The organism is Nonomuraea sp. NPDC050153 (genome assembly GCF_044460125.1).
GTDB lineage: Bacteria > Actinomycetota > Actinomycetes > Streptosporangiales > Streptosporangiaceae > Nonomuraea.
The window spans coordinates 164,933-188,402 of the sequence record NZ_JBITJQ010000011.1 but is presented as its reverse complement, the minus strand read 5'-3'; the positions used below and the strand labels follow the sequence as shown (position 1 = coordinate 188,402).

Annotated in this window: 21 protein-coding genes; 15 read left to right on the top strand and 6 right to left on the bottom strand. The window is 70.8% G+C overall.

Annotated elements, in window-relative coordinates:
• Positions 1–199: 199 nt before the first annotated feature.
• Positions 200–853 (bottom strand): GntR family transcriptional regulator, encoded by a 654-nt coding sequence (locus tag ACIBQ1_RS27190; RefSeq protein ID WP_397281795.1) that lies wholly within the window; start codon positions 851–853, stop codon positions 200–202.
• Between the two features lie 196 nt (positions 854–1,049).
• Between ACIBQ1_RS27190 and ACIBQ1_RS27185 the strand changes: the two genes are divergently transcribed.
• From ACIBQ1_RS27185 to ACIBQ1_RS27160, 6 genes are read left to right on the top strand one after another with little or no spacing between them, the layout of a single operon-like run.
• A complete protein-coding gene (locus ACIBQ1_RS27185) occupies positions 1,050–2,351 on the top strand; it encodes an ABC transporter substrate-binding protein (protein WP_397281793.1) in 1,302 nt (433 codons plus the stop codon).
• A gap of 10 nt (positions 2,352–2,361) precedes the next feature.
• Entirely contained in the window at positions 2,362–3,333 is a 972-nt protein-coding gene (locus ACIBQ1_RS27180; protein WP_397281791.1) for a carbohydrate ABC transporter permease, read from the top strand.
• Between the two features lie 2 nt (positions 3,334–3,335).
• Positions 3,336–4,154: a carbohydrate ABC transporter permease gene (locus ACIBQ1_RS27175; RefSeq protein WP_397281789.1), complete on the top strand. Its 819-nt coding sequence runs from the start codon at positions 3,336–3,338 to the stop codon at positions 4,152–4,154.
• A complete protein-coding gene (locus ACIBQ1_RS27170; protein WP_397281788.1) occupies positions 4,151–5,227 on the top strand; it encodes an Ldh family oxidoreductase in 1,077 nt (358 codons plus the stop codon). The genes ACIBQ1_RS27175 and ACIBQ1_RS27170 overlap by 4 nt, the downstream gene beginning before the upstream one ends.
• Positions 5,214–6,212 carry a phosphoglycerate dehydrogenase gene (locus ACIBQ1_RS27165; RefSeq protein ID WP_397281786.1) on the top strand — a complete coding sequence of 333 codons (999 nt, stop codon included), beginning with the start codon at positions 5,214–5,216 and terminating at the stop codon, positions 6,210–6,212. The genes ACIBQ1_RS27170 and ACIBQ1_RS27165 overlap by 14 nt, the downstream gene beginning before the upstream one ends.
• A gap of 36 nt (positions 6,213–6,248) precedes the next feature.
• On the top strand, positions 6,249–7,118 hold the full coding sequence (locus tag ACIBQ1_RS27160) for a dihydrodipicolinate synthase family protein (protein WP_397281784.1): 870 nt from the start codon (positions 6,249–6,251) through the stop codon (positions 7,116–7,118).
• Positions 7,119–7,251: 133 nt separating this feature from the next.
• On the opposite strand, the gene ACIBQ1_RS27155 is transcribed toward ACIBQ1_RS27160, so the two are convergent.
• Positions 7,252–7,971: a FadR/GntR family transcriptional regulator gene (locus tag ACIBQ1_RS27155; protein ID WP_397281782.1), complete on the bottom strand. Its 720-nt coding sequence runs from the start codon at positions 7,969–7,971 to the stop codon at positions 7,252–7,254.
• A 182-nt stretch (positions 7,972–8,153) separates the two neighbouring features.
• Between ACIBQ1_RS27155 and ACIBQ1_RS27150 the strand changes: the two genes are divergently transcribed.
• The 7 genes from ACIBQ1_RS27150 to ACIBQ1_RS27120 are packed head-to-tail and all read left to right on the top strand — an operon-like array spanning position 8,154 to position 15,600.
• Complete coding sequence (locus ACIBQ1_RS27150) at positions 8,154–9,491, top strand: ABC transporter substrate-binding protein (RefSeq protein WP_397281780.1); 1,338 nt, start codon at positions 8,154–8,156, stop codon at positions 9,489–9,491.
• Position 9,492: 1 nt separating this feature from the next.
• Positions 9,493–10,374 (top strand): carbohydrate ABC transporter permease, encoded by an 882-nt coding sequence (locus tag ACIBQ1_RS27145; protein WP_397281778.1) that lies wholly within the window; start codon positions 9,493–9,495, stop codon positions 10,372–10,374.
• Positions 10,371–11,228, top strand: coding sequence for a carbohydrate ABC transporter permease (locus tag ACIBQ1_RS27140; protein WP_397281776.1), 858 nt, complete (start codon positions 10,371–10,373; stop codon positions 11,226–11,228). The genes ACIBQ1_RS27145 and ACIBQ1_RS27140 overlap by 4 nt, the downstream gene beginning before the upstream one ends.
• Positions 11,229–11,239: 11 nt before the next feature.
• Entirely contained in the window at positions 11,240–12,478 is a 1,239-nt protein-coding gene (locus tag ACIBQ1_RS27135; protein ID WP_397281775.1) for a cellulase-like family protein, read from the top strand.
• On the top strand, positions 12,478–13,221 hold the full coding sequence (locus ACIBQ1_RS27130; RefSeq protein ID WP_397281774.1) for an SDR family NAD(P)-dependent oxidoreductase: 744 nt from the start codon (positions 12,478–12,480) through the stop codon (positions 13,219–13,221). Before ACIBQ1_RS27135 ends, ACIBQ1_RS27130 begins: the two co-directional genes overlap by 1 nt.
• Positions 13,222–13,232: 11 nt before the next feature.
• Positions 13,233–14,378: a galactonate dehydratase gene (gene dgoD / locus ACIBQ1_RS27125; protein WP_397281773.1), complete on the top strand. Its 1,146-nt coding sequence runs from the start codon at positions 13,233–13,235 to the stop codon at positions 14,376–14,378.
• Positions 14,379–14,421: 43 nt separating this feature from the next.
• Positions 14,422–15,600 (top strand): arabinogalactan endo-beta-1,4-galactanase, encoded by a 1,179-nt coding sequence (locus ACIBQ1_RS27120; protein WP_397281771.1) that lies wholly within the window; start codon positions 14,422–14,424, stop codon positions 15,598–15,600.
• Positions 15,601–15,624: 24 nt separating this feature from the next.
• Here ACIBQ1_RS27120 and ACIBQ1_RS27115 read toward each other — a convergent pair whose 3' ends face one another.
• Both ACIBQ1_RS27115 and ACIBQ1_RS27110 read right to left on the bottom strand, forming a co-directional pair.
• Positions 15,625–17,085: a class II fumarate hydratase gene (locus ACIBQ1_RS27115; RefSeq protein ID WP_397281770.1), complete on the bottom strand. Its 1,461-nt coding sequence runs from the start codon at positions 17,083–17,085 to the stop codon at positions 15,625–15,627.
• A complete protein-coding gene (locus tag ACIBQ1_RS27110) occupies positions 17,082–18,818 on the bottom strand; it encodes an NAD-dependent malic enzyme (RefSeq protein WP_397281768.1) in 1,737 nt (578 codons plus the stop codon). The genes ACIBQ1_RS27115 and ACIBQ1_RS27110 overlap by 4 nt, the downstream gene beginning before the upstream one ends.
• A gap of 211 nt (positions 18,819–19,029) precedes the next feature.
• Between ACIBQ1_RS27110 and ACIBQ1_RS27105 the strand changes: the two genes are divergently transcribed.
• The gene (locus tag ACIBQ1_RS27105; protein WP_397281766.1) at positions 19,030–19,638 is read left to right on the top strand and encodes a class I SAM-dependent methyltransferase; all 609 of its coding nucleotides are present in this window, start codon (positions 19,030–19,032) and stop codon (positions 19,636–19,638) included.
• Between the two features lie 12 nt (positions 19,639–19,650).
• Here ACIBQ1_RS27105 and ACIBQ1_RS27100 read toward each other — a convergent pair whose 3' ends face one another.
• A complete protein-coding gene (locus ACIBQ1_RS27100; protein ID WP_397281764.1) occupies positions 19,651–20,481 on the bottom strand; it encodes a carbohydrate deacetylase in 831 nt (276 codons plus the stop codon).
• Positions 20,478–21,869 carry an MFS transporter gene (locus ACIBQ1_RS27095; RefSeq protein ID WP_397281762.1) on the bottom strand — a complete coding sequence of 464 codons (1,392 nt, stop codon included), beginning with the start codon at positions 21,867–21,869 and terminating at the stop codon, positions 20,478–20,480. Before ACIBQ1_RS27095 ends, ACIBQ1_RS27100 begins: the two co-directional genes overlap by 4 nt.
• Positions 21,870–22,004: 135 nt before the next feature.
• Here ACIBQ1_RS27095 and ACIBQ1_RS27090 point away from each other — a divergent pair, with 135 nt between their 5' ends.
• Positions 22,005–23,381 carry a LacI family DNA-binding transcriptional regulator gene (locus ACIBQ1_RS27090; RefSeq protein ID WP_397281760.1) on the top strand — a complete coding sequence of 459 codons (1,377 nt, stop codon included), beginning with the start codon at positions 22,005–22,007 and terminating at the stop codon, positions 23,379–23,381.
• Positions 23,382–23,470 lie beyond the last annotated feature (89 nt).

Sequence of the window (23,470 nt, the reverse complement as noted above, 5' to 3'; positions counted from 1 at the left end):
GCTGAGGCGGCCCCCTCCCGGCGCGCACCGATGGCGGTGGACCTGGCGTCCGCACGACGCGTCCATGACTCCGCGAGTGAAGTCGACGAGGCTCTCGTGAAATCAGGAACCTCCTTGGCGAGCGTACGCGTCCGCCAGGTCACCGGCCTGGGGCCGAACGGCCGCGTCGGCCCGCCCAAACGGTTGAGAGCAGCCGTACCTAGGTGAGCGTTTCGTCCTCGCGCTGGCCCTGCACCGAGCGCATCATGACCTGCCGCGCGCGCGTGAGGTGTTCGCGAAGCTCTCTGATGCCCGCGTCGACGTCGCCCTTGACGGCGAACTCGAGGAGCCTGACGTGCTCCATCACCGAACGCTGGAGGTCGGAGACGGGCCGGATCGACAGCCTGAAGAGCACGGAGAAGGTGGGGCTGTACTGGTCCCAGAACGCCTCCAGCCGACCGTGTCCGGCGTTGCGGTAGTAGGTCTGGTGGAAGAGGAGGTCCGCTTCTCCGAAGAGGGCGATGTTCTGCGTGGCGGCCGCGTTCTCCATCGTCCGGATGGCCTCGCGCGCCGGGTCCCACCTGGAGTCGGGGCCCTCGGTGGTGGCGGCGCGTTCGAAGGCGAGCTGCTCCAGGGCGAGCCGGAGCGAGTAGAGCTCGTCGATGTCGGACGGGCTGAGGCCGACGACCAGGACGCCTCGCCGGCGGCCGTCGCGGACGAGCCGTTCGACGGTCAGCCGCTGGAGGGCTTCACGGACGGGGGCCCGGCTGACGTCGTACTCGTCGGCCAGCGCACCCTCGACGAGGTGCGTTCCTGCAGGTAGGACGCCGGTGATGATGCGGGCGCGGAGGTCGTCGGCGATCCTATCGCCCAACGATCCCTGTCGAATGGTCGCTGCTGTGGACATGCCTCTCCGTCGATCATGGGCCCCGGCTGGGTGATGGTCACATTCTGGCACAAGCTCTAGTGAGACCGTTGACGGTCGACCGTCGACCAAACATATACTCTCGGCACTCGCGGCTGTGAGCTGCGGCCCAGGAGCCGGATGTGGCGTGAACGAAGGAGCAACGATGGCCTGGAGAAAAATGACGCGGGCCGGCGCGGCCTGTGTCGGGGTCCTCGCGATGGCGGTGTCGATCGGCGCCTGCTCGTCCTCCGGCGGCTCCGGTGGGAAGGGCACGATCACCGTGTGGATGAAGAAGCAGTTGATCGACGGCCAGAACACCGCGTTCACCGACCGCGTCAAGGAATACGGCAAGGCGAAGAACGTCGACGTCAAGGTCGAGGTCATCGCCTACGAGGACTTCTACCCGAAGTGGGCCGCCGCGCTGGAGTCGGGGAACGTCCCGGACGTCTCGTTCTTCGGCTACCAGGAGATCGGGCAGTTCTACTCGCAGAAGGTGCTGCGTGACGTCACGTCCCTGGAAGGCAAGATCGAGCAGGCCAACGGGAAGATCTCGGACACGCTGAAGAAGCCGGTGACGTTCGGCGGGGCCATGTACGGGATTCCGGCGTGGTCCGAGACGCAGGTGCTGATCTACCGCAAGGACCTGCTGGAGGCCAAGGGCGTCACCGCCGCGCCCAAGACCTGGGACGAGTTCCGCGCCGACGCCGCGAAGGTGACGGACACGGGCAAGGGCGTCTACGGGGCCGGGATCGGCTACGGGCAGAAGAACAGCGACGCCGAGTTCTGGACCCGCGCGGTGGCCTGGTCGTACGGCGGCTCGCTCGACGCGGCCCCGCAGGAGGCCGCCGCCGCCCAGCCGGCCAACGTCCAGGCGGCGAACTTCATCAAGGGCGTCTTCGACGACCGCTCCGCCCCGCCGGACGCGCTGAACTGGGACGACGCCGGCAACAACCGCTCCTACCTGTCCGGGCAGTCGGCGATGGTGTTCAACGCCGGAAGCCTGCTCGCGACGCTGAGCAAGGAGGCGCCCGAGATCTACGCCAAGACCGGGGTCGCGCCGTTCCCCGCGGGCCCGAAGGGCGTGGTGGCGCCGGGGATCATGAACACCTTCGGCATCTTCTCCGCTGCCAAGAACCCGCAGGGCGCCGAGGACCTGATCTCCTTCCTCATGCAGAAGGACTGGTACGGCAAGTGGACCGATCTGGGTGCCCCGCTCGCCATCCCCGTCTACGACGCGATGCGTTCCGAGGGCGTGTGGGCCAAGGAGCCGAACAAGGCGTTCGCCGACTCCGTCAACGGCGCCACCTATCTGGGCTCGCCGAGCCAGTACAGCCCGGCCGCGGGTGAGATCTACAACAACCGCCTGGTGAACAAGACGTTCCAGGAAATGCTGATCAAGGGCGTGGGCGTCGAGACGGCTCTCGGGTCGCTCCGCAAGTCCGCCGACCAGTCATACGCCAAGTAGGGAGATACCCATGTCGCGCGCGGCGGTGTCGCGTCCCGCGGATGCCTCTTCACCCGAAGGCACCGCCTCGGCGCCCGTGGACCCCGGTCCGGGACGGACGGCCGGCCGCCGTCCGGACCGGACGGGGGGTGTCCTCGGCTACGTCTTCGTCTCCCCCATGATGTTCTACCTGCTGCTGATCATGGCGGTGCCCCTGCTGTGGGCCGTCTGGGTCAGCCTGACCGACAAGCGGGTGGGCGCGCCGGGCGAGTTCGTCGGCCTGGCCAACTACGGCGACCTCCTGACGGACGGCCTGTTCTGGCGGACCACCTGGAACACCCTCGTGTTCACGCTGGGCGCGGTCGTGCTCAAGGTCGTCTTCGGGCTCGCCATGGCGCTGGTCCTCAACGAGAAGTTCCGCGGTCGCGCCCTGTTCCGGGTGCTGCTGTTCCTCCCGTGGACGGTGCCCACGATCGTGTCCGTCTTCGCCTGGCAGTGGATGTTCTCCGACGTCGGCGGAGCGTTCAACGCGATCCTGCGGATGGTGGGCCTCGCGGACGCGCCGGTCCCGTGGCTGACCGACCCGCATCTCGCCATGGTGTCCGTGATCCTCGTGAACGTCTGGCGGGGGACGCCGTTCATCGGCATCGCGATCCTCGCAGGGCTGGCGGCCGTCTCCCAGGAGCAGTACGAAGCCGCCCGGGTCGACGGCGCGACCGCGTTCCAGCGCTTCTTCCACATCACCCTGCCGTCCGTCAGGAACGTCATGATGCTGGCCTCCGTCATCACGACCATCTGGACGCTGAACGACTTCGAGATCATCTGGCTGCTCACGCGCGGCGGCCCCGCCGACGCGACCCAGGTCTTCTCCACGCTCAGCTACACCCTGGGCTTCCAGAACCTCGACATCGCCAAGGCGACGACCATCTCCATCCTCTCCATCCCCCTGCTGGTCATCTTGATCAACTACGTGACCAAGCGGACCCTGAAGGACCAGGACTGACCATGCCCGTGTTGAAAAAGGTGTTCCTGTACGGGGTGCTGATCGTCATGACGACGATCGCCCTCTTCCCGATCTACTGGATGCTCAACACGTCCCTGAAGTCCAACGCGGAGATCTACCAGGTCAACCCGACGTTCTGGCCGGAACGGATCACCTTCGACTCCTACGTCACCCTCTTCGAGGGATCCTTCCCCCAGCAGATCGGCAACAGCTTCGTCGTCGGCCTGACCGTGTCGATCCTGTCGATCGTCGTCAGCGTGCTCGCCGCGTACGCAATCGCCCGGCTGAGGTTCCGCGGCCGGAAGGTGATCTCGAAGAGCGTGCTGTACGCGTACCTGATGCCCCGGGCCGCGCTGTTCATCCCGCTGTACATCCTCGTCTCCCAGCTGCGCCTGTCCGACTCGCTGTGGGCGCTGGTGCTCGTGTACCCCACGATCACGATCCCGTACGCGACGTGGATCCTGGTGCCCTACTTCGCCTCCGTACCGCTCGCGCTGGAGGAGGCGGCCATGGTCGACGGCGCCAGCCGGCTGCGCGCCATGTTCCGGGTCACCCTTCCCCTCTCGGCCCCCGCCATCGCGGCGACCCTCGTCTTCAGCTTCACCCTGTGCTGGAGCGAGTACCTCTACGGCCTCGTGATGATCAACTCGTCGGAGCGCAAGACCCTCCCGCTCGGGCTGGCGGACATGATCAACGGCGACGTCTTCGCCTGGGGTCCGCTCATGGGCGGCGCCGTCATCGCCACCCTGCCGATCGTCGCGCTCTATCTGGTGGCGAACCGCTGGATGGTCAGCGGCCTGGCCCTCGGCGGAGTGAAATGACCAGCCGGCCGGCCCCGACCGTCAGCATCGCCCAGCTGGAACGACGCGTCAGCCGCATCATCCTGGCGCTGGGCGGCGAGCCTGACATCGCCGCGGAGGTGGCGCGGCACCTGGTCCGCGCCGAGGCGTCCGGGCACGCCTCGCACGGCGTCCTGCGCCTGCCGCAGTACCGCGCGGAGGTCGCCCGGGGCGTCATCGTGCCCGCGGCCCGGCCCAAGATCGTCCATGACGGCGGGGCGACCGCGGTGGTCGACGCGCACCACGGGTTCGGGCACTACTCCACCGCCTTCGCCACCGCGCTCCTCGCCGATCGCGCGACGGAGCACGGCATCGCCGCGGTGGCGGTCCGCCGGACCACGCACATCGGCCGGCTCGGGGAGTACAGCGAGCGGCTCAACGCCCGCGGGCTGCTGTCGATCATCACGGTCGGGGCGGCCGGGCCGGGGATCGGCTCGATGGCCCCCTTCCGCACGAAGTCCGGTCCGCATCTGAACTCCAACCCCTTCGCCCTCGCGTTCCCCGCGGCCCGGCACGACTTCGTCTTCGACGGCTCCATGTCCAACATCGCCGAAGGGAAGGTGCACGCGGCACGGGACCGCGGCGTGAGCCTGCCGGAGGGCGCCATCCTGGACGCCGAGGGAAAGCCGTCGACCCACCCCGGCGACTTCTACGACGGCGGGACCCTGACCCCGCTCGGCGGTGACCTGGCCGGTCACAAGGGGTACGGCCTGGCCCTCGCGGCGGCCCTCCTCGGTGGGCTCGCCCACGCCGACGGCTCCAGCCCGGATGTCACCGGCATCGCCGCCACGGCCGCCGCGCGGCCCGACGCCCCCCGCATCGGCGGCACCACCCTCCTCGCCGTCGACCCCCGCTCGTTCGGCAGCCGGGCCGAAAGCTACAGCAAGACCGTGGGCCAGGTGCTCGACGCCTTCCGCGACTCCGGGGCTATGGTCCCCGGCGACTTCGAGGCCGACCGGCGCGGAGACGGCGAGCACCTGACCTTGGAGAGCCGCACCGAGCAGACGCTCGCGCGGCTCGAAGCAGACCTGGGAGACCTCCTTGACCATTCCTGACACGCACTCGACCCAGCCCTCCGTCGGAGCCGGCCGGACCGTGATCGTCGGCCCGGTTCGCTACCAGGAGCTGTGCGGCGACGGCCGGCGGCTGCTCCTCGACGCCGGCTTCACCCTCGTGGAGAACGAGACGTCCATCCCGTGGACCGCCGACGACCTCGCGCCGCTGATGCCCGGCGCCGACGCCGTCGTGTGCGGCGTCGAGGAGTACACCCGGCAGATGATCGAGATCGCGCCGAAACTGCGCGTCATCTCGCGCCTGGGGGTCGGGCTCGACAACATCGATCTCGACGTCGCGCGGGCGCACGGGGTCGACGTCGTCAACGCCCCCGGCGGCAACGCCGCCGCCGTCGCCGAGCTCGCGATCGGGCTGATGCTCGCCGTGCTCCGCAAGATCCACCTGATGAACCGCGACATCAGGCTCGGGCAGTGGGACCGCTACGTCGGCAGCGAACTCGCCGGCAAGACCGTGGGGCTCGTCGGATTCGGCGCCACCGCCCGGCTCCTGGCCACCCGGCTGCGCGGCTTCGAGGTCACCGTGGAAGCCTACGACCCGGCGCCGGACCAGCGCGCGGCCGACGAGCTCGGCGTCACCCTGCGCCCCCTGGACGAGGTCGTCCGGCGGGCCGACATCCTGAGCCTGCACGCGCCGCACACGCCGAAGACCTACCACCTCGTCGGCTCCGACGCGCTGGCGGCCATGCGCCCCGGCGCGATCCTGATCAACACCAGCAGGGGCGCGCTGGTCGACGAGGACGCGCTGGCGTCCGCCCTCAAGGAGGGGCGGCTGGCCGGAGCCGGCCTCGACGTGTTCGAGACCGAACCCGTCTCCGCCGCCAACCCCCTGCTCGGCCTGGACACCGTCGTGGCGACCACGCACGCCGCCGCGGACAGCAGGGAGGCGTACGAACGCATCGGCCTGTCGTCCGCCCGAGCCATCATCGACGTCTTCTCCGGGCGCACGCCACCCACCCTCGCGAACTAGCCGCCGCGAACCACCCTCACCTCACAGGAGCCCACCATGACCCGCCGCGACATCATCACCGCGGTCCCCGTCGCCTTCCACCAGGACGGCCGCCTCGACATGGACGGCTCACGCGCCATCCTGCGCTACGTCGCCGCCTCCGGCAACGAAGGCGCGTTCGTCGTCGGCACGACCGGCGAATTCCCCTCCCTCTCCCTGGCCGAGCGCGGCGAACTGGTCGCCGCGAGCGTCGAGGAGCTCGCGCCGCACATGAGGGTGATCGCCCACGTGGGCGCTTCGAGCCTGTACGAGACGCTCGCCCTCATGGACCAGGCGCGCGCCGCCGGCGCGACCGAGGTCGCCGCCATCACCCCGTACTACCTCCCCACCACCGAGTCGGCCCTTCTCGACTTCTTCACCGCGGTCTCCGACGCCGCCGACGGCCTCGACGTCTACGTGTACGTCTACCGCAAGCGCACCGGGAACTTCATCGAGTCCGCGCTCATGGCGAAGATCGCGGCCCTGCCGAACATCGTGGGCGCCAAGGTCAGCGAGGAGCCGCTGGCGCAGATCGCCGCGTACCGCGAAGTGGTCCCCGCGAACTTCACCCTCTACACCGGCGCGGACAGCGAACTCGGGCGCGCCGCCGACTTCGGCGCGCAGGGCGTGGTCTCCGGGGTGAGCTCGGTGCTGCCCAAGCCGTTCCGCGCGCTGGCCTCCGCCGCGGACTCCGGCGACGCCCAGGCGCTCGAGCGGGCGCAGCAGGCCGTCGACGACGTCGTGGACGCCGTCGCCGGTGACATGGCCCGGATGAAGGCGGTCTACGGCCTGCTCGGCATCCCCGCGGGCACCACCCGCATGGCCATCGAACCCCCCTCCCCCGAGGTGCTGGCGAACCTGGCCCGCGTCGTCGAACTGTACGGCTGACCGTTCCGGCGCCCCTGCGGGCGTCCGCAAACTAGTAGTATTTATTGTCATATTCATATTACCGTGCGCTCGGTCACGCTGGTTCCCGTGCGCCGGGCGGGGCACCGCCCGGCGCCGCCCGCGTCCCGGAGGTCTAGCGTCCGGCCTGCTCCCCGTGCACCTTCTTGGCCAGGTCGACGTCCGCGATGGAGCGCTCGATGAGCGCCCGCATCGCGGCCTCGGCCCCCTTCGGCCGCTGCCGGCGCACGGCCAGCAGCACCTCGGCGTGCTTGTCGGTGGACTCGCTGGTGAGCGTCGTGTGCACGAACTGGTCGCGCAGCCGCAGCCCGGCCTCGATCGCGGTGGCCATCTGCGCCATCAGCTCGTTGTGGGCGGCGCGCAGCAGGGCGTGGTGGAAGGCCAGGTCGGCCTCCACCTGTTCGCCGGCCGGCCGGCCCACGGCCTCTCGCATGGCGGTGAGGGCGTCCTCCAGATCGGCCAGGTCGCGATCGGTGCGGCGCAGGGCCGCCATGCGGGCCACCGCCGGCTCGACGGTCAGCCGCACCTCCCCCAGTTCGTCCAGGAATCGCTCGTCCACCCGGTCGGCGAAGCGCCAGCGCAGCACGTCGGCGTCGAGCAGCGCCCACTGCTCGCGCGGCGCGACGAACGTGCCGCGCCGAGGCCGGGCGCCCACCAGGCCCTTGGCGGCCAGCACGCGCAGCGCCTCCCGGACGGCGGTCCTGCTCACCCCGAACCGTTCCTGCAGCGCCGCCACGTCGAGATCCTCGTCAGGCGCGATGTCGCCGGTGACGATGGCCGCGCCGAGACTGCTGACCACCCGGTCGTGCGCACCGGATCTCCCGATCTCCGTCATGGCGGAATCATGCCATATCCGCACCCCTGACCGCCGTTCCCATAGATCACCCACGTTACCCATGAAGCATACTAGTGTAAAAAGTAATCATACTTATTATTGACATCGACGAGGTGGGGCGGCATCCTGCTCGTCAAGTCCCGTATCCGGGCAGATCAATCCCCCCACTGAAGGAGTCGACGATGAGCGACGTGACGCGGCGGACATTCCTGCGCCGAACCGGCCTGATCGGCGGTGGCCTGCTCGCCGCGCCGGTGCTCGGCGCCTGCGGCGGTGGATCGAGCGGCGGTGGTCCGGCGGTGAAGTCGGGCGCCGTGACGATCAACTTCTGGACCCACGACCCGGGCTACGTGAAGACCTTCACCGAGTCCGCCAAGCGGCTCACCGACGCTCCGAACGGGGCCTTCGACTACACCCTGAAGGTCACCCAGGCCGACAGCGAGGCCCTGGTCACCAGGATGATCTCGCAGGGCGCGGCCGGCACCGGCACCCCGGAGATGATCGGCATCGTGATCAGCGTCTTCCCCCGGGTCATGACCGCCGGCATCGGCAAGCAGCTGCTGCTCGACCTGGACGGCGTCGTCGCCCCGGTCAAGGACGACCTGCTGCGGACCGCCCCGTACACCATCGACGGCAAGCTGTACGCCCTGGAGTCCGACACCTGCCTGAGCGTCCTGTACTACCGCGAGGACGAGTTCAAGAAGAACGGCATCCCCGAGGACGTCGCCACGTGGGAGGAGCTGGCGGAGATCGGCGCCCGCCTGCACAAGAAGACCGGCCAGTCGCTCGGCACGGTCGCCACCGGCGACAACACCTCCATCACCAACGCGTTCCTGCAGCTGCTGCTGCAGCGCGGCGGCGGCTACTTCGACCAGGGCGGCAACCTCGTCCTGGACTCCCCCGAAGCCGTCGAAGTGCTCGACTTCATGGCCAAGGGCGTGGCCAGCGGTTTCCTGCTGGCCCTGCCCGACCCGTACGGCGCCCCCAACACCGCCGCGCTCAAGAACGGCAAGCTCATCTCCACCGTGATGCCGAACTGGTACAACGTCTACGGCTTGCAGGCCAACGTGCCCGAGCAGAAGGGCAGGTGGCGCATCCGCAACCTGCCCCGCTTCGCCGGCGGCGGCCACCTCGCCTCCGCGCTCGGCGGCACCGGCTTCGCCGTGCTCAAGGACAAGCCCGCCACCGCGGCCGCCACCGAGCTGCTCAAGCAGACGTACCTGACCAGGGAGGGCCAGCTGCTGCGCTTCCAGCAGGGCGGCTTCCTGCCCACGCTCAAGTCGCTGTACCAGGACAAGGAGTTCCTCGGCACCGAGGACGCCTACCTGGGCGGGCAGCGCCTGTTCGACGTCTACACCCCCGCCTCGCAGGACAGCCCGACCTTCTACCAGCACCCCCAGCTCAACGTGCTCATCGAGGCGCTGGGCGGCCCCATGCTGGAGACGCTGCAGGGCAAGAAGAAGGCCGCCGACGCGATCAAGGAGGCGGTGGCCGCCTTCAACAGCAAGAAGGCGAACTGAGGTGCCGGCTCTCACGCAGCGGCGGGCGCTGGCGCCCTACGCCTTCATCTCCCCGTTCTACCTGCTGTACGCGCTGTTCCTGCTGGTCCCGATCGGCATCGGCGGCTACCTGAGCCTGACCGAGTGGGCCGGGCTCGGCACGCCGCTGTGGGTGGGGCTCGACAACTACACCCGGCTGTTCGGCGACGACAGTTTCCTGCGCGCGGTCGTCAACACCGTCCTGTACGTGCTGTTCTCCGTCTGCGTCGTGGTGCCGGTCGCGCTGCTGATCGCCCAGGCGCTCAACGTACGCGGGCTGCGGGGCCGGGACTTCTTCCGGTTGACGTTCTTCATGCCCGTGGTGCTGTCGCCGATCATCATCGCGCTGGTCTTCACGCTGTTCTACGACCGTGAATACGGCCTGCTCAACGCCGCGCTGCGCGGCTTCTTCGGGTGGGGCGGCATCGACTGGCTGGGCGAGCCCTCCTGGGCCAAGGTCAGCGTGATGCTCCTGGTGCTGTGGCGCTGGACCGGCTACCTGACGATCTTCTTCCTGGCCGGGCTGAAGAACATCCCGCGCGAGCTGTACGAGGCCGCCGCCATCGACGGCGCCGGCCGCCTGCACAGCTTCTTCAACGTCACCCTGCCCATGCTCAGGCCGGTCACCGCGTTCGTCGCCGTCACCGTCATGGTCGGCACCGCGCAGATCCTGGAGGAACCCATGCTGCTGACCAAGGGCGGCCCGGGAGAGGCGACGTTGTCGGTGGCCATGTTCATCTACCGCGAGGCGTTCACCCGCCAGCAACTCGGCTACGCGGCCGCCGCCGGCGTCGTCATGTTCGTCATCGTCTTCCTGATCGGGCGCACCGCCAACGCGGTCTTCGGGGTGGGGAGGGAGAAATGAGCGCCTCGCACGCCAGGCGCGTCCGGGCCAGGCCCGCCCGCCGCCGGCCCGGACTCGTGTACACGCTGCTCGCCGCGCTGGTGGTGGTGTTCGCCCTGCCGCTGCTGTGGGCGCTCAGCTCGTCGTTCAAGCGCCGGGGCGACATCTTCGTCTACCCGCCGCAGCCGCTGCCCTCCCCGTTCACGCTGGAGAACTACGCGCGGCTGCTGGAGACGCAGCCGTTCTGGGGCTGGTTCGCGACCAGCACCGTCGTGGCCGTGGTGTCCACCGCGGTGTCGGTGTTCGTGTGCTCGCTGGCCGGGTTCGCCTTCGCCAAGTACCGCTTCCGCGGCAAGCGGCTGCTCTTCGACATCATGTTCAGCTCCATGGCCGTGCCGTTCGCGGTGATCGTCGTGCCCTTGTTCGTCATGCTCATCAAGGCCGGCGTCACCGACGTCTACTTCAGCCTGATCGTGCCGTGGGTCGCCCCCGCGTTCGGGATCTTCATGATGCGCCAGTACGCCGAGCAGGCCGTGCCCGACTCGGTGCTGGAGGCCGCCCGCATCGACGGCGCCTCGGAGTTCGGGCTGTTCACCCGCGTGGTGCTGCCCCTGCTGCGCCCCGCCCTGGGCGCGCTGGCCGTGTGGAGCTTCCTCAACAGCTACAACAGCTTCTTCTGGCCGCTCATCGTGGTCTCCGATCCCGCCCAGTACACCCTGCCGCTGGGCATCCAGGCGCTGTACGGCGCCGAGAGCCGCCAGGTCGACCTGGTGCTGGCCGGCAGCGTGCTGGCCGCCATCCCGAGCCTGGTCATGTTCATGCTGCTGCGCAAGCAGTTGCTCGACGGCCTGACGGCCGGGGCCGTCAAATCCTGAGGAGCCGACCTTTGTCCGAACTGACCATCTCGCTCTGGGACTTCACCTGGTACACCAGGACCGGCCCCGGCGAACCCTTCGAGGACCTGGACCGCGCCTTCGCCGACGCCGTCGCGCGCGGCTACAACACCGTGCGGATCTGCGCCATGCCGTACCTGCTGTTCGGGTCCGGGCTGGACACCTCCGCGCTGACCTTCGCCCCCTTCGGCCGCGGTTACGGCCTGCGCACCCGCTGGTACGACGTGCGCGAGAGCGCGACGATCGACGGCCGCGCCCACCTGCTGGCGCTGTTCCAGGCCGCCCGCCGGCACGGCTGCCGGGTGATCGTCTCCTCCTGGGAGTACCAGCAGAGCTCCAGCTTCCTGAGCGATCCGGCCTGGTACGAGGCGCTGCGGGCGGTTCCCGCCGACCGTCGCGCCCACGCGCTCGCCCGGGCGCTGGCCGACCTGGTCGACTTCGTGGCCGGGCACGGCCTGGCCGAGCGGATCGCGTTCGTCGAACTGCACAACGAGATCCAGTCCACCTGGCTCACCGAAGCGCTCGCGCCCGGCGAGCCCCGGGTGCTCGGCCTGCGACCGTACCTGGAGCGGGCCGTCGACACGTTCAAGGAGCGGCATCCGGACACGCCCGTGACCGTGAACTACGCCCGGGTGCCGCATGCCGAGATGCGCGGCATCCCGGGGAACGTCGACGTCGCCGTCTTCCACCCCTACGTCTACGGGGTGCTGGACGAGCTCATCGAGACCTTCGCGCTGCGCGACACCTCGGTGCCGTTCCCGCAGGAGCGCGCCCGGCGGGAACTGCTGCGCCCGGACGCCCCCGACCTGGAGGACTGGCGTCCCGAGCAGGCCTGGCGGAGCGCGGCCACGGTGGTCCCGGCCCGCGAGGTCTATCTGCACGACTGGTGCGACCCCGCCCGGTTCGACCGCTGGTTGTACGACCGGTACGCCGTCTACCGCTACGGCATGGCCGAGAGACTGCGCCTGTGGATCGAGGTGGCCGCCGACTGGGCCGCCGCCCGCGGTCTTCCCCTGGTGTTCGGCGAGGGCTGGGTCGGGTACACGCCGCTGCACGGCACGTTCGAGGAGGGCACGGTGGGAGCGGAGATCTGCCTCCAGGCCGTCGCGCACGCCCGCCGGGTCGACGCGTGGGGCACCGTCGTGTGCTCCAACGCCGCTCCCCAGCACCCCATGTGGGCCGACGTCGAGCTGCAGCGTCGCGCCAACGCCCTGTTCACCGGAGGCCGCTGATGGGTCGCTTCGCCGGCAAGGTGGCCCTGGTCACCGGCGCCGCGTCCGGCATCGGCGCCGCCACGGCCACCCGGCTGGCCGCCGAGGGCGCGCACGTGCTGCTCGCCGACGTGGCCGACGAGCGCGGCGAGCGCCTGGCCGGCTCCCTCGGGGGCACCTACCTGCACCTCGACGTCGCCTCGGCCGCCGACTGGGCCGCCGCCCATGAGACGGTGACGGGTCGCTTCGGGCGTCTGGACGTCCTGCACTGCAACGGTCCCGGACGCGTCGTCCCCGCCCGCCCGGCGCACCAGCTGCCCGAGGCCGACTGGGACCTGCAGATCGACGTGGTGCTGAAAGCGGCCTACCTGGCGGCCCGCTCCTTCTGCCCGCTGCTGGCCGAGACCTCCGGGGCCCTGGTGATCACCTCGTCGGTGCACGCGAGGACCGGGATCCCCGGCTGCGCCCCGTACGCCGCCGCCAAGGGCGGGCTGGAGTCCCTGACCCGGCAGCTCGCCGTCGAGTACGCCCCCCGCGTACGGGTCAACGCGGTCGTCCCCGGCCCCGTCATGAGCCCCGCCTGGGACGGCATCGGCGAGGAAGGACGCGCGGCCACCATCGCCGAGACCCCCGCCGGCCGCTTCGGCACCCCCGAAGAGGTGGCCGCCGCCGTCGCCTTCCTCGCCGCGCCGGAGGCCTCGTTCGTCACCGGCGCCTGCCTGACCGTCGACGGCGGCTGGAGCATCTCCACCACCTCCTCCTAGAACGGACCCCCATGAAGATCGTGTCCATGGACACCTTTCTCGTCCCGCCGCGCTGGCTGTTCCTGCGCGTGCGCACCGACGAGGGCATCACCGGCTGGGGCGAGCCGGTCGTCGAAGGACGGGCGGAAACCGTGCGCGCAGCCGTGGCCGAGCTGGCCGACCACCTGATCGGCGCGGACCCGCTGCGCATCGAGGACCACTGGCAGGTCCTCACCAAGGGCGGCTTCTACCGGGGCGGCCCGGTGCTGTCCAGCGCGGTCGCCGGCATCGACCAGGCATTGTGGGACATCGCCGGCAAGGCGGCCGGGCTGCCCGTGCACGCCCTGCTCGGCGGGCCGGTGCGCGAGCGGGTGCGCATGTACGCCTGGATCGGCGGCGACCGTCCCACGGAGGTGGCCGACCTGGCGGCGGCGCAGATCGAGGCGGGGTTCACCGCCGTCAAGATGAACGGCTCGGCCGAGCTGACCGCCATCGACACCCCCGCCCGCACCATGGAGGTCGTCGAGCGCGTCGCCGCCGTGCGCGCGGCCATCGGCCCCGGCCATGACCTGGTCGTGGACCTGCACGGCCGCGCCTCCACCGCCATGGCCCGGCGGTTGCTGCCGCTGCTGGAGCCGTACCTGCCGCTCTTCGTGGAGGAGGCGGTGCTGCCCGAGCACTCGCGCAACCTGGTCGCCCTCGCCGCGGGCACCTCGATCCCGCTCGCGACCGGCGAGCGCCTGTACTCGCGCTGGGACTTCCGCGACGTCATCGGGCACGGTATCGCGGTGGCCCAGCCCGACGTGAGCCACGCCGGCGGAATTTCGGAGGTCCGCCGGATCGCCGCGATGGCCGAGACCTACGACGTGGCCATGGCCCCGCACTGCCCGCTCGGCCCCATCGCGCTGGCCGCCAGCCTGCAACTCGCCTTCGCCGTCCCCAACTTCCTCATCCAGGAGCAGAGCGTCGGCATCCACTACAACCAGGGCAACGACGTCCTGGACTACCTCGTCGATCCCGGCCCGCTGACCTTCACCGCCGGGTACGCCGCCCGCACCGTCCGCCCCGGACTCGGCATCGAGATCGACGAGGCCGAGGTGGAGCGGATGGCCCGGCAGGGCCACCACTGGCGCACCCCGCTCTGGCGGCACCCCGACGGCTCCTTCGCCGAGTGGTGACGCGACATCACGACCTCCGCCATCCCACGAGAAGGAGCCCTTCATGAGACATCCACGGGCGATCATCGCTTGTTTGACCACCATGGTGCTGTTACTCGCCGCGTCACCCGCCACGCCCGCCGCCGCGCAGCACCGGTTCCTCAAGGGAGGTGACATCACCATGCTCAACTGGGTCGAGGACAGCGGCGGCGTCTACCGCGACGCCGACGGCCGCCGCCGCGACCCGCTGGACATCATGCGCGACAACGGCGTCAACCTCGTCCGCCTGCGCCTGTACAACGACACCGGCCCCGACCACCCGCGCATCGGCTACCCCGACGACCACCTGCCCGACGGCTACCAGGACGAGAACGACATGCTCGACCTGGCCCGCCGGGCCGCCGCCTGCGGCATGCGGATCCAGCTCACCTTCCACTACAGCGACTACTGGTCCAACGGCGCCATCCAGGACATCCCCAAGGACTGGCGGCAGGTCACCGCGCTGCCGGAAGAACAGGCCGTCACCGCGCTGGAGAGTTACGTCCACGACTACACCAAGCGCGTCCTGCGGCGGATGAAGGCCCAGGGCACCACCCCGCAGTTCGTCTCCCTCGGCAACGAGATCCAGGGCGGGATCCTCTTTCCGTACGGGAAGTCCTACGGCCAGAGCGACCCCTTCGCCAAGCTGGGCCGCTTCCTCAAGGCCGGGTACCGCGCGGTCAAGGAGGTGTCCCCGTCCACCCAGGTCATCCTCCACCTGGACGACGCCGGCAACGACGGCAAGTACGAGTGGTACTTCGGCGAGCTGGACAGGCAAGGAGTGCCCTACGACGTCATCGGCGCCTCCTACTACCCGTACTGGACGCAGAAGGACATCCCCACGGTCCTGGGGTTCTTCGACCGGATCAGCGCCCGCTTCGGCAAGAAGATCATGGTGATGGAGACCGGCGTCAACTGGAACCCGGTCACCCACGACGGCGTCGAAGGCCAGCTCATGGACAACGGCCCCGTTCCCTACCCCGAGACGCCGCAGGGCCAGCACGACTTCCTCAGCGCGCTGTTCGCCGGGCTCAAGAGCGTCCGCGACGGCGCCGTCCTCGGCGACCTGTACTGGGACCCGGTGATGATCCCCGCACCTGGGGTGGGCTGGCAGGTGGGCGGGCCGAACGTGGTCAGCAACACCACGCTGTTCGACTTCCGGGGCCGGGCGCTCCCCGCGCTGAAGGCCTTCAAGAACAGCTGACGGCCGCGCTCCCGGCCAACCAGGTCAGCGTCGGCCGCCGCCGTCCGGGCTGGGCACCCCGGGCCTGGTGAGGCTTTCGGGTCTGACGATCCGGTCGTAGAGGTCCTCCGCGATGCCGCACTGGAGTGCGGCATCGCGGAGCGGGAGGTCGTTGTCCAGCGCGTGGTGGGCGATGCGGGCGGCCTGGTCGTAGCCCACGACGGGGCTGAGCGCGGTCACCATCATGATCGAGTGGTCGATGTAGTGGCGCAGCCTTTCGGTGTTGAGCTTGGCCCCTTCGACCAGGTAGGTGCGGAAGTGATCCATCATGTCGGCCAGGATTCGCGCCGAATGCAGGACGTTCTTGATGATGACCGGGCGGAAGGCGTTCAGCTCGAAGTTGCCCTCGGCGCCGGCCATCGAGACGGCGGTGTCGTTGCCGGCCACCTGGATGGCGACCATCAGCATGGCCTCGGCCTGGGTCGGGTTGACCTTGCCGGGCATGATCGACGAGCCGGGCTCGTTGGCCGGCAGGATCAGCTCGTGCAGGCCGGTACGCGGCCCGGAGCCGAGCCAGCGCAGGTCGTTGGCGAACTTGAACAGCGGCACGGCCAGGGCGCGCAGCGCCGCCGAGGCCCGTACCAGGTCGTCGCAGGAGGCCTGGGCGGCGAACTTGCTCGGCGCGCTGACGAAGGGGCGCCCCGTGAGCCCGGCGATCTGCTCGGCCACCTCCTCGCCGAACCCCGGCGGCGCGTTCAGCCCGGTGCCGACCGCGGTGCCGCCGATGGCCAGCCGGTACAGCCCGATGCGGGTGCGTTCGAGATGGTCGATGGCGTCGCCGAGCTGGGCGACGTAGCCCGACCACTCCTGGCCGACGGTCAGCGGCGTGGCGTCCTCCAGATGGGTACGCCCGATCTTGACCTCGTGCTCCCACCGCCGGCTCTTGGCCGCGGCGCTCTCGCGCAGCCGGGTCACGGCGGGCAGCACGTGGTCGTCGACGGCCTCCGCGGCGGCGATGTGCATGGCGGTGATGAAGGTGTCGTTGGACGACTGGCCCATGTTCACGTGGTCGTTCGGGTGGACGGGGTCCTTGCTGCCCAGCCTCCCGCCGACGAGCTGGATCGCCCGGTTGGAGATCACCTCGTTGACGTTCATGTTCGACTGGGTGCCCGAGCCGGTCTGCCACACGTACAGCGGGAACTCACTGTCCAGCTCGCCGCTGATGACCTCGTCGGCGACCCGGCTGATCAGGTCGGCCTGCCAGCGGGGCAGCCGGCCGGCGCGGGCGTTGACGATCGCGGCGGCCTTCTTGATGTAGCCGTAGGCGCGGTAGACGGCCTTGGGCATGCGGTCGTCGCCGATGCTGAAGTGGATCAGCGACCGCTGGGTCTGCGCGCCCCAGTAGTGCTCGGCCGGGACCTCCACCTCGCCGAGCGAGTCGTTCTCCGTCCGGGTGCCGGTGGCCCGCAGCCCGATCGGCACCTCACGGACCCGCGGCGCGGTCACAGCCCGTTCCCGTGGACGCGGCGGTAGGCGGGCCGCCACATGCTCTCCAGGACCCGCTGCACGGTGTCGCGCAGGTCGACGCGGGCCAGGTGTTCCTCGGCGGCCCGGTTCGCGACGGCGACGGCGACGGTGGCGGAGACTTCGCGCAGGTTGTCCACCTGGGGCAGCAGGGACGCGCCCGGGGCGGAGACGTCGACCATGTCGCCGACCGCCTCGGCGGCGGCCTGCAGCATGCCGGGGCTGACCCGGCGGGCCCGCGCGACCACCACGCCCAGCCCCAGCCCCGGGTAGAGCAGGGCGTTGTTGGCCTGGCCGATGGCATGGGTGACGCCCTTGTACGTGATCGGCTCGATCGGGATGCCGGTGGCGATCAGGGCCCGGCCGTCGCTCCAGCGGATCAGGTCGGCGGGCATGGCCTCGATGCGCTCGGTCGGGTTGGAGATCGGGAAGATGATCGGGCGGTCCACGCCCGCCGCCATGGTGCGCACGATCTTCTCGGTGAACGCGCCGTGCGCGGTGGAGGTGCCCAGCAGCATGGTCGGCTTGACGCGCTCGACGACCTCGGCCAGCGAGATGCCGTGCCCGTCGCGGGCCCAGCCGGCGACCTCGTCCGGCGGGCGGGCGTAAGACCGCTGGTAGTCGCGCAGGTCCGTCATGTCGTCGGTGAGCAGGCCCTGCTTGTCGATCGGCCAGATCCGCCGGGTCGCGGTGTCGAGGTCCAGGCCGTCGCGGACCATCGCGTCGCGCAGCTGGTCGGCGATGCCGATGCCGGCGGTGCCCGCGCCGAAGATGACGATCCGCTGCTCGCGCATGGGGGTCCGGGACACCCGGACGGCGCTGAGCATGGCGGCCAGCACGATGGCGCCGGTGCCCTGCATGTCGTCGTTGAAGGTGCAGACGCGGCCGGTGTACTTCTCCAGGATCCGGCGGGCGTTGGACGGGCCGAAGTCCTCCCAGTGCAGCAGGGCGCCGGGGAACATCCGGGTGGCGGTGGTGACGTAGGCGTCGATGAAGTCGTCGTAGCGCTTCCCGCGTACCCGCGCGTGCCGGTTGCCGACGTAGGCCGGGTCGTTCAGCAGCGCCTCGTTGTCGGTGCCCACGTCCAGGGCGACCGGGATGACGCGGGCGGGGTCGATGCCCGCGGCGGCGGTGTAGACGGCCAGCTTGCCGGTGGCGATGCCGATGCCGCCGCCCACCCCCCAGTCGCCGATTCCCAGGATCTCCTCTGCATCGGAGGCGACGATCAGGTCGACGTCGTCCGGGCCCAGCCCGGTGTTCGTCAACGCCCGCTCGATCCCGGCGGGGTCCTCGACGGACAGGTAGACGCCCCTCGGGCGGCGGTACTCGTGGCTGTAGCCCTTGATCGCCGCGGCGACGGTCGGGTCGTACACGACGGGCAGCATCTCCCGCAGATGATCGACCAGCAGCCGGTAGTAGAGCACCTCGTTGCGGTCCCGCAGCGCCTCCAGGTAGACGTTCTTGAGCAGGTCGCTCGGCTGCGCACGGTACTGCAGGTACATCCGGCGCACCTGCTCGTCCAGCGACTCGACCGCCGTTGGCAGCAGGCCTTCCAGGCCCAGCTCGGCGCGCTCCTCCGGTGAGAACGCCGTGTCCTTGTTCAGCAGCGGCTCGTGCAGCACCGCCTGGCCCCGCAGGGACGTCACGTAACTCCCGTCCGGCTGTTCGGCGAACATGAAGCTCACCAGATCCGGCTTCCTCTTCCCCGGTGACATCGTCGGCATCCCCCTGTCAGCACAGCGCCGGTCACGGCTGAGCCGCTCCTGTCGCGGATGCTGCCCCGGCCAGGCCGGTGGACGCCGAGCCGCGCCTCATGAATGCCTCAAATCACAACAAATCAGCGGCAGCGATCGGGGTGCCCAGATGTTCATCAATGAGACTTTTGTGCGTTATGTCGCACCCGTCCCCGTTCGGCAGGATCTAAGGGTGACAACCGATCAAGAGCGCCGCGGCCTCGACAGGGGACGGTTCCTGTGGGAGTTCGTCAGGTCTCCCCTGCGGACGGCTTCGGCGGTGCCGAGCTCGGCGTGGCTGGCCGAGCGGATGGTGGTGGGGATCCCGGAGCGCGGGGAGCCGGTGGTGGTGGAGCTCGGCGCGGGGACGGGCGCCTTCACCTCCGCCGTCCAGCGGCGGCTGGCCGGCCGGGGCAGGCACGTCGTGGTCGAGCTCAACGACCGGTTCGCCGCGGGGATCGCGCGGGCGTACCCGTCGGTCGAAGTGATCTGCGAGGACGCCGTGCGGCTGCCCGAGCTGCTCGCCGAGCGCGGCGTCGGGCCGGCGGACGCCATCGTCAGCGGCCTGCCGTGGGTCGCCTACGCCGGCGAGCCTCCCCTGATCGAGTCGGTCCCCCGGGCGCTCGCCTCCTCCGGGGTCTACACGCAGTTCGCCTACAACTGGACCCGCTGGGCGCCTCCGGCCAGGCATCTGCTCGACGGCCTGCGGACGGAGTTCGAAGAGGTCATGACGAGCCGGACCGTCTGGCGCAACCTGCCGCCCGCGGTGGTCTACCTCGCCCGCCGCCCCCGGCGGGTGTGAACGGCTCCCGGGTCAGCTCCACCAGCCTCCGACGACCTCGACGCCCTCACGCTCCAGGGCCTCGTGCCACACCGGGTCACGCAGCAGCCGCGCCTCCCAGGTCCGCACGATGCCGTCCGGTCCCGTGACCGCGTCCTCGCGGGACGGGTGCAGGAACAGCTCGCTCGTGCCCTCGGGGAGGGCCGCGAGCCGGCGGAGGTAGTCGTCCCGCAGCCGCTCGTAGCCGCCGAGCTCGTGTGCCGTGCGCCGGTTGGTCGCGATCGTCTCCGGGATGGCCACGCCGAGCGCGTCGGCGAGCGCGACGGCCTGCTCATGCGCCGCCGCGAGCTGCGGCGGGAGCGGCCCGCCCAGGTACGGTTCAGGGTCGCGGGGCAGCCGGAAGGCGAGGCCGTGGCGCGCGCACCACTCGAGCGTCTGGGCCAGCCACGATCTGCCGTGCAGCCCGTAGAGGGTGCCGGCGTGGGAGTCGGCCGCCTCGGGCACGAGGCCCCGGTCGCGCATCCAGCGCAGCTGCGCGTCCGCCTCCCGTACGACGTCCCCGGCCTCGCCGCGGGCTCCGAGGACGAACGGATCGTCGCTCAACGTCCCGTCCGGATCGACGAGGCTCGCCGCGCCGTCGAGCGGCCGCCAGCGCGGGACCCCGCGCTCGCTCGTGAGCGTCACGTGCAGCCGCGGCAGGACGCCGAGCCCCCGGACCCGGTCCGCGGCTCGCTGCCCGGCCGGCGAGACGCAGATGAGCGTCGTCGCGCTGACGTGGCCCTCGGCGAGCAGCGCGACGATGACCTCGGTCGTCCCGGGCTCCCGGCCGAGATCGTCGGCCGTGATCACGACCCGGCGGGTCACCGGGGGCGCTCCGCGGCGGGCTCGTCCACGGGACCGGAGGGCGGCGGCTCGACCGGATCGGCCGCCCCGGGCGGCGGCTCCAGCGGGACCGAGACGAACCGCGCCGCGACCGCGCCGATCGCCGTCAGCACGAACGGGTACCCGCATAAGTACACCCGGAACGCGAGCCCGGGGTCGGCGCCGGGGTCGTCGCCCGAGTTGTAGCCGAAGAACACGCCCAGCGAGGTGAGCGCGAGCCCGGTCACGATCCCGTTGAGCCGGGTGAAGAAGCCGAACGCGGACAGGAAGAGCCCTTCGCGGTGCTCCCCGTTGCGCGCGGCGTCGGCGTCCAGCACGCGCGCGACGATGAGGTCGTTCGTCGCGAGCATCCCCGACCATCCGGCCCCGACGAGCACCCCGGCGGCGATCGCGGTGACGAGGTCGGTGGCGAAGAACAGGGCCGCGAAGCCGGCCGCGAGGACCGCGAAGGCGAGCCGCCAGGTCCGCAGGGCGCCGCGGCGGGCGACGACGCGCGTCCACACCGCCAGGCCGCCCGCCGTGACGAGGATGACGATGCCCTGAAGGTAGAGCGCGTTCCCGACCGGGAGCCCGAGGGAGTAGCGGACGTACAGCTGGATGCCCGCGAGCACGAGCGCCATGGCCGTCCCGTAGCAGGCGCCGGTGAGCCCGACCGTCCAGAACATCGGGTTGCGCACGATCGACCACACGCTGGGCAGCAGCCGCGGCCGCTCGCGCGTGGAGTAGCGGGGACTCTCGCGGGCGCCGAGCGCCATGAACACGATCACGACGAGCGCGACCGCGCCGTAGATGATCGCCGTGATCTGGAAGCCCTGGGTGGACTCCTCGGTGCCGAACACGCCCGTCGTGAGCAGCGGGGTGACCGCGAGCGAGATCACCAGCGCGATGAGCTGGAAGCCCTGGCGCAGCCCGTTGGCGACGGCCCGGTCGCGCTCCCGCGGATAGAGCTCCGGCAGCAGCGCGCCGTAGTTGGCGTTGAGCATCGAGTCGAAGGCCTCGCACAGGATCGCGAACACCGCGAACCAGAGCACGAGGCCGACGCCCCGCAGCGAGGCCGGCGCGGAGAAGAACGCGATCATGCAGGCCGTGAGCATCGGCGCGCCGACGAGCAGCCACGGCCGGCGGCGGCCGAACCGGCTGCGGGTGCGGTCGGAGAGGTGGCCGAGCAGCGGGTTGTCCAGCGCGTCGATGACCGCGTAGATCACCATGACCACGCCGTACGCGCGGACGTCGAGCCCGAGGATGTCGACGTAGAAGAGGATCATCGATCCTTTGATCATGTTGATCGGGATGGAGGTGCCGAACATCCCGATGGCGTAGCGCCACGCCGGAGTCCGCCCAGGGGCGGTGGCCGTACCGGGCTGGGACACGCGATCACCTTCCTTGCCGCGCCGGACGTCGATCGCCGATCCCGAGCATGCCAAGAACATGCCCGGCCGCACAAAGGGCCGGTGCCACGTCGCCGGACTCCATGGAGCTATTCATGGAGCTATGTGGAGCGGAACATGGAGCCATCCTGGTACGGTGGCGGCATGTCGGGCGAGTCCGGGCCGCGGCGGCGGGCACGGGGTGAGGTCGAGACCCTCCCCAGCGGATCGCTGCGGGTCAGGGTCTACGCCGGCGTCGATCCGGTGTCGAAGAAGCGCGACTACCTCGTGGAGACGGTGCCTGCCGGCCCGCAGGCGGCCCGGCGGGCCGAAGAGGTGCGCGCCCGCCTGCTGCGGGAGGTGGCCGAGCGCCGGGCGAGCGCCGCACGGGCCGGCGAACGGCGCGCGACTCCCGGCGCCCCAGGCGCGAAGGCGACTCCCAGCGCGAAGGCGGCTTCCGGCGGAAATGCGGCTCCCGGCACCCCCGGTGGGAACGCGGCGCGACGGCGGCCGCGCGGCGCGTTGACGGTCGCAGCAATCGCGCGGCTGGCCGGGGTGTCGCCGCCCACCGTGTCGAAGGTGCTCAACGGGCGTTCCGGGGTCGCGCCGCAGACCCGCCGGCGCGTCGAGGAGCTGCTGCGCGAGCAGGGCTACCGGCGCCCCGAGAAGGTCGTCCGGGCCGCCTGCGTCGAGGTGGCCCTCTACACCCAGCAGAGCCACGTGACGGTGGAGATCATGCGCGGGGTGAAGGAGGTCGCCGTCCGCCACGGCCTGGCCGTCGGCTTCACGGACGTGCTGCGGGAGGCGTCGACCGGGCGCAACTGGGTCCAGGACCTGCTGGCCCGGCGCCCGACCGGGGTGATCGCCGTGCACGCGGGCGTCATCCCCGAGCACGGGCTGCTCGGCGCCGGCGCGATCCCGCTCGTGGCCCTGGATCCCACCAGCGAGCCGCTGCACCCCGTCCCGTCGGTGTCGGCGGCCAACCGGCGCGGCGCCTTCGCCGCGACCCGGCACCTGCTCGACCTCGGCCACCGGCGGATCGCGGTGATCGCCGGACCGCTCGAACGCCTGTGTGCCCGGGCCCGCCTCGACGGCGTGCGCGCGACGTTGCAGGCCGCCGGGGTGCCGCTGGACGAGCGCCTGGTGCGGGCCGGCATGTGGTTCTCCTTCGAGGACGGCTTCAGCCACGCCCGGGAGCTGCTGCGCCTGCCCGACCCGCCGACGGCGGTGCTGTGCGGCAACGACCTGCAGGCGTTCGGCGTCTACGAGGCGGCCCGGCAGGCCGGCGCCGGCATTCCGGGCGACCTCAGCGTCGTCGGCTTCGACGACATCTCCTACGCCCGCTGGTGCGGGCCGCCGCTGACCACCGTGCGGCAGCCGTTCGCCGAGATGGGCGCCACCGCGGCCGAGCTGGTTCTCGCCCTGGCCGCCGGTGAAAGTTTCACCCAATCCCACATCGAGCTGGCGACCGCTCTCATCGTGCGTGACAGCACCGCGCCGCCGTCCGGCCGCTGATCCCGCGGGCCTCGCGGGTCTCGCGGGCGAAACGATCCTTGCTTTCACCGATTGTTCCTGTCATTCTCACGGCAGCCACGCAGGCGGGC

Coding starts and splice junctions, on each gene's coding strand:
- ACIBQ1_RS27185 (WP_397281793.1), top strand. CDS start 1,050: ATGGCCTGGAGAAAAATGACGCGGGCCGGCGCGGCCTGTGTCGGGGTC.
- ACIBQ1_RS27180 (WP_397281791.1), top strand. CDS start 2,362: ATGTCGCGCGCGGCGGTGTCGCGTCCCGCGGATGCCTCTTCACCCGAA.
- ACIBQ1_RS27175 (WP_397281789.1), top strand. CDS start 3,336: ATGCCCGTGTTGAAAAAGGTGTTCCTGTACGGGGTGCTGATCGTCATG.
- ACIBQ1_RS27170 (WP_397281788.1), top strand. CDS start 4,151: ATGACCAGCCGGCCGGCCCCGACCGTCAGCATCGCCCAGCTGGAACGA.
- ACIBQ1_RS27160 (WP_397281784.1), top strand. CDS start 6,249: ATGACCCGCCGCGACATCATCACCGCGGTCCCCGTCGCCTTCCACCAG.
- ACIBQ1_RS27155 (WP_397281782.1), bottom strand. CDS start 7,971: ATGACGGAGATCGGGAGATCCGGTGCGCACGACCGGGTGGTCAGCAGT.
- ACIBQ1_RS27150 (WP_397281780.1), top strand. CDS start 8,154: ATGAGCGACGTGACGCGGCGGACATTCCTGCGCCGAACCGGCCTGATC.
- ACIBQ1_RS27140 (WP_397281776.1), top strand. CDS start 10,371: ATGAGCGCCTCGCACGCCAGGCGCGTCCGGGCCAGGCCCGCCCGCCGC.
- ACIBQ1_RS27130 (WP_397281774.1), top strand. CDS start 12,478: ATGGGTCGCTTCGCCGGCAAGGTGGCCCTGGTCACCGGCGCCGCGTCC.
- dgoD (WP_397281773.1), top strand. CDS start 13,233: ATGAAGATCGTGTCCATGGACACCTTTCTCGTCCCGCCGCGCTGGCTG.
- ACIBQ1_RS27120 (WP_397281771.1), top strand. CDS start 14,422: ATGAGACATCCACGGGCGATCATCGCTTGTTTGACCACCATGGTGCTG.
- ACIBQ1_RS27110 (WP_397281768.1), bottom strand. CDS start 18,818: ATGTCACCGGGGAAGAGGAAGCCGGATCTGGTGAGCTTCATGTTCGCC.
- ACIBQ1_RS27090 (WP_397281760.1), top strand. CDS start 22,005: ATGGAGCCATCCTGGTACGGTGGCGGCATGTCGGGCGAGTCCGGGCCG.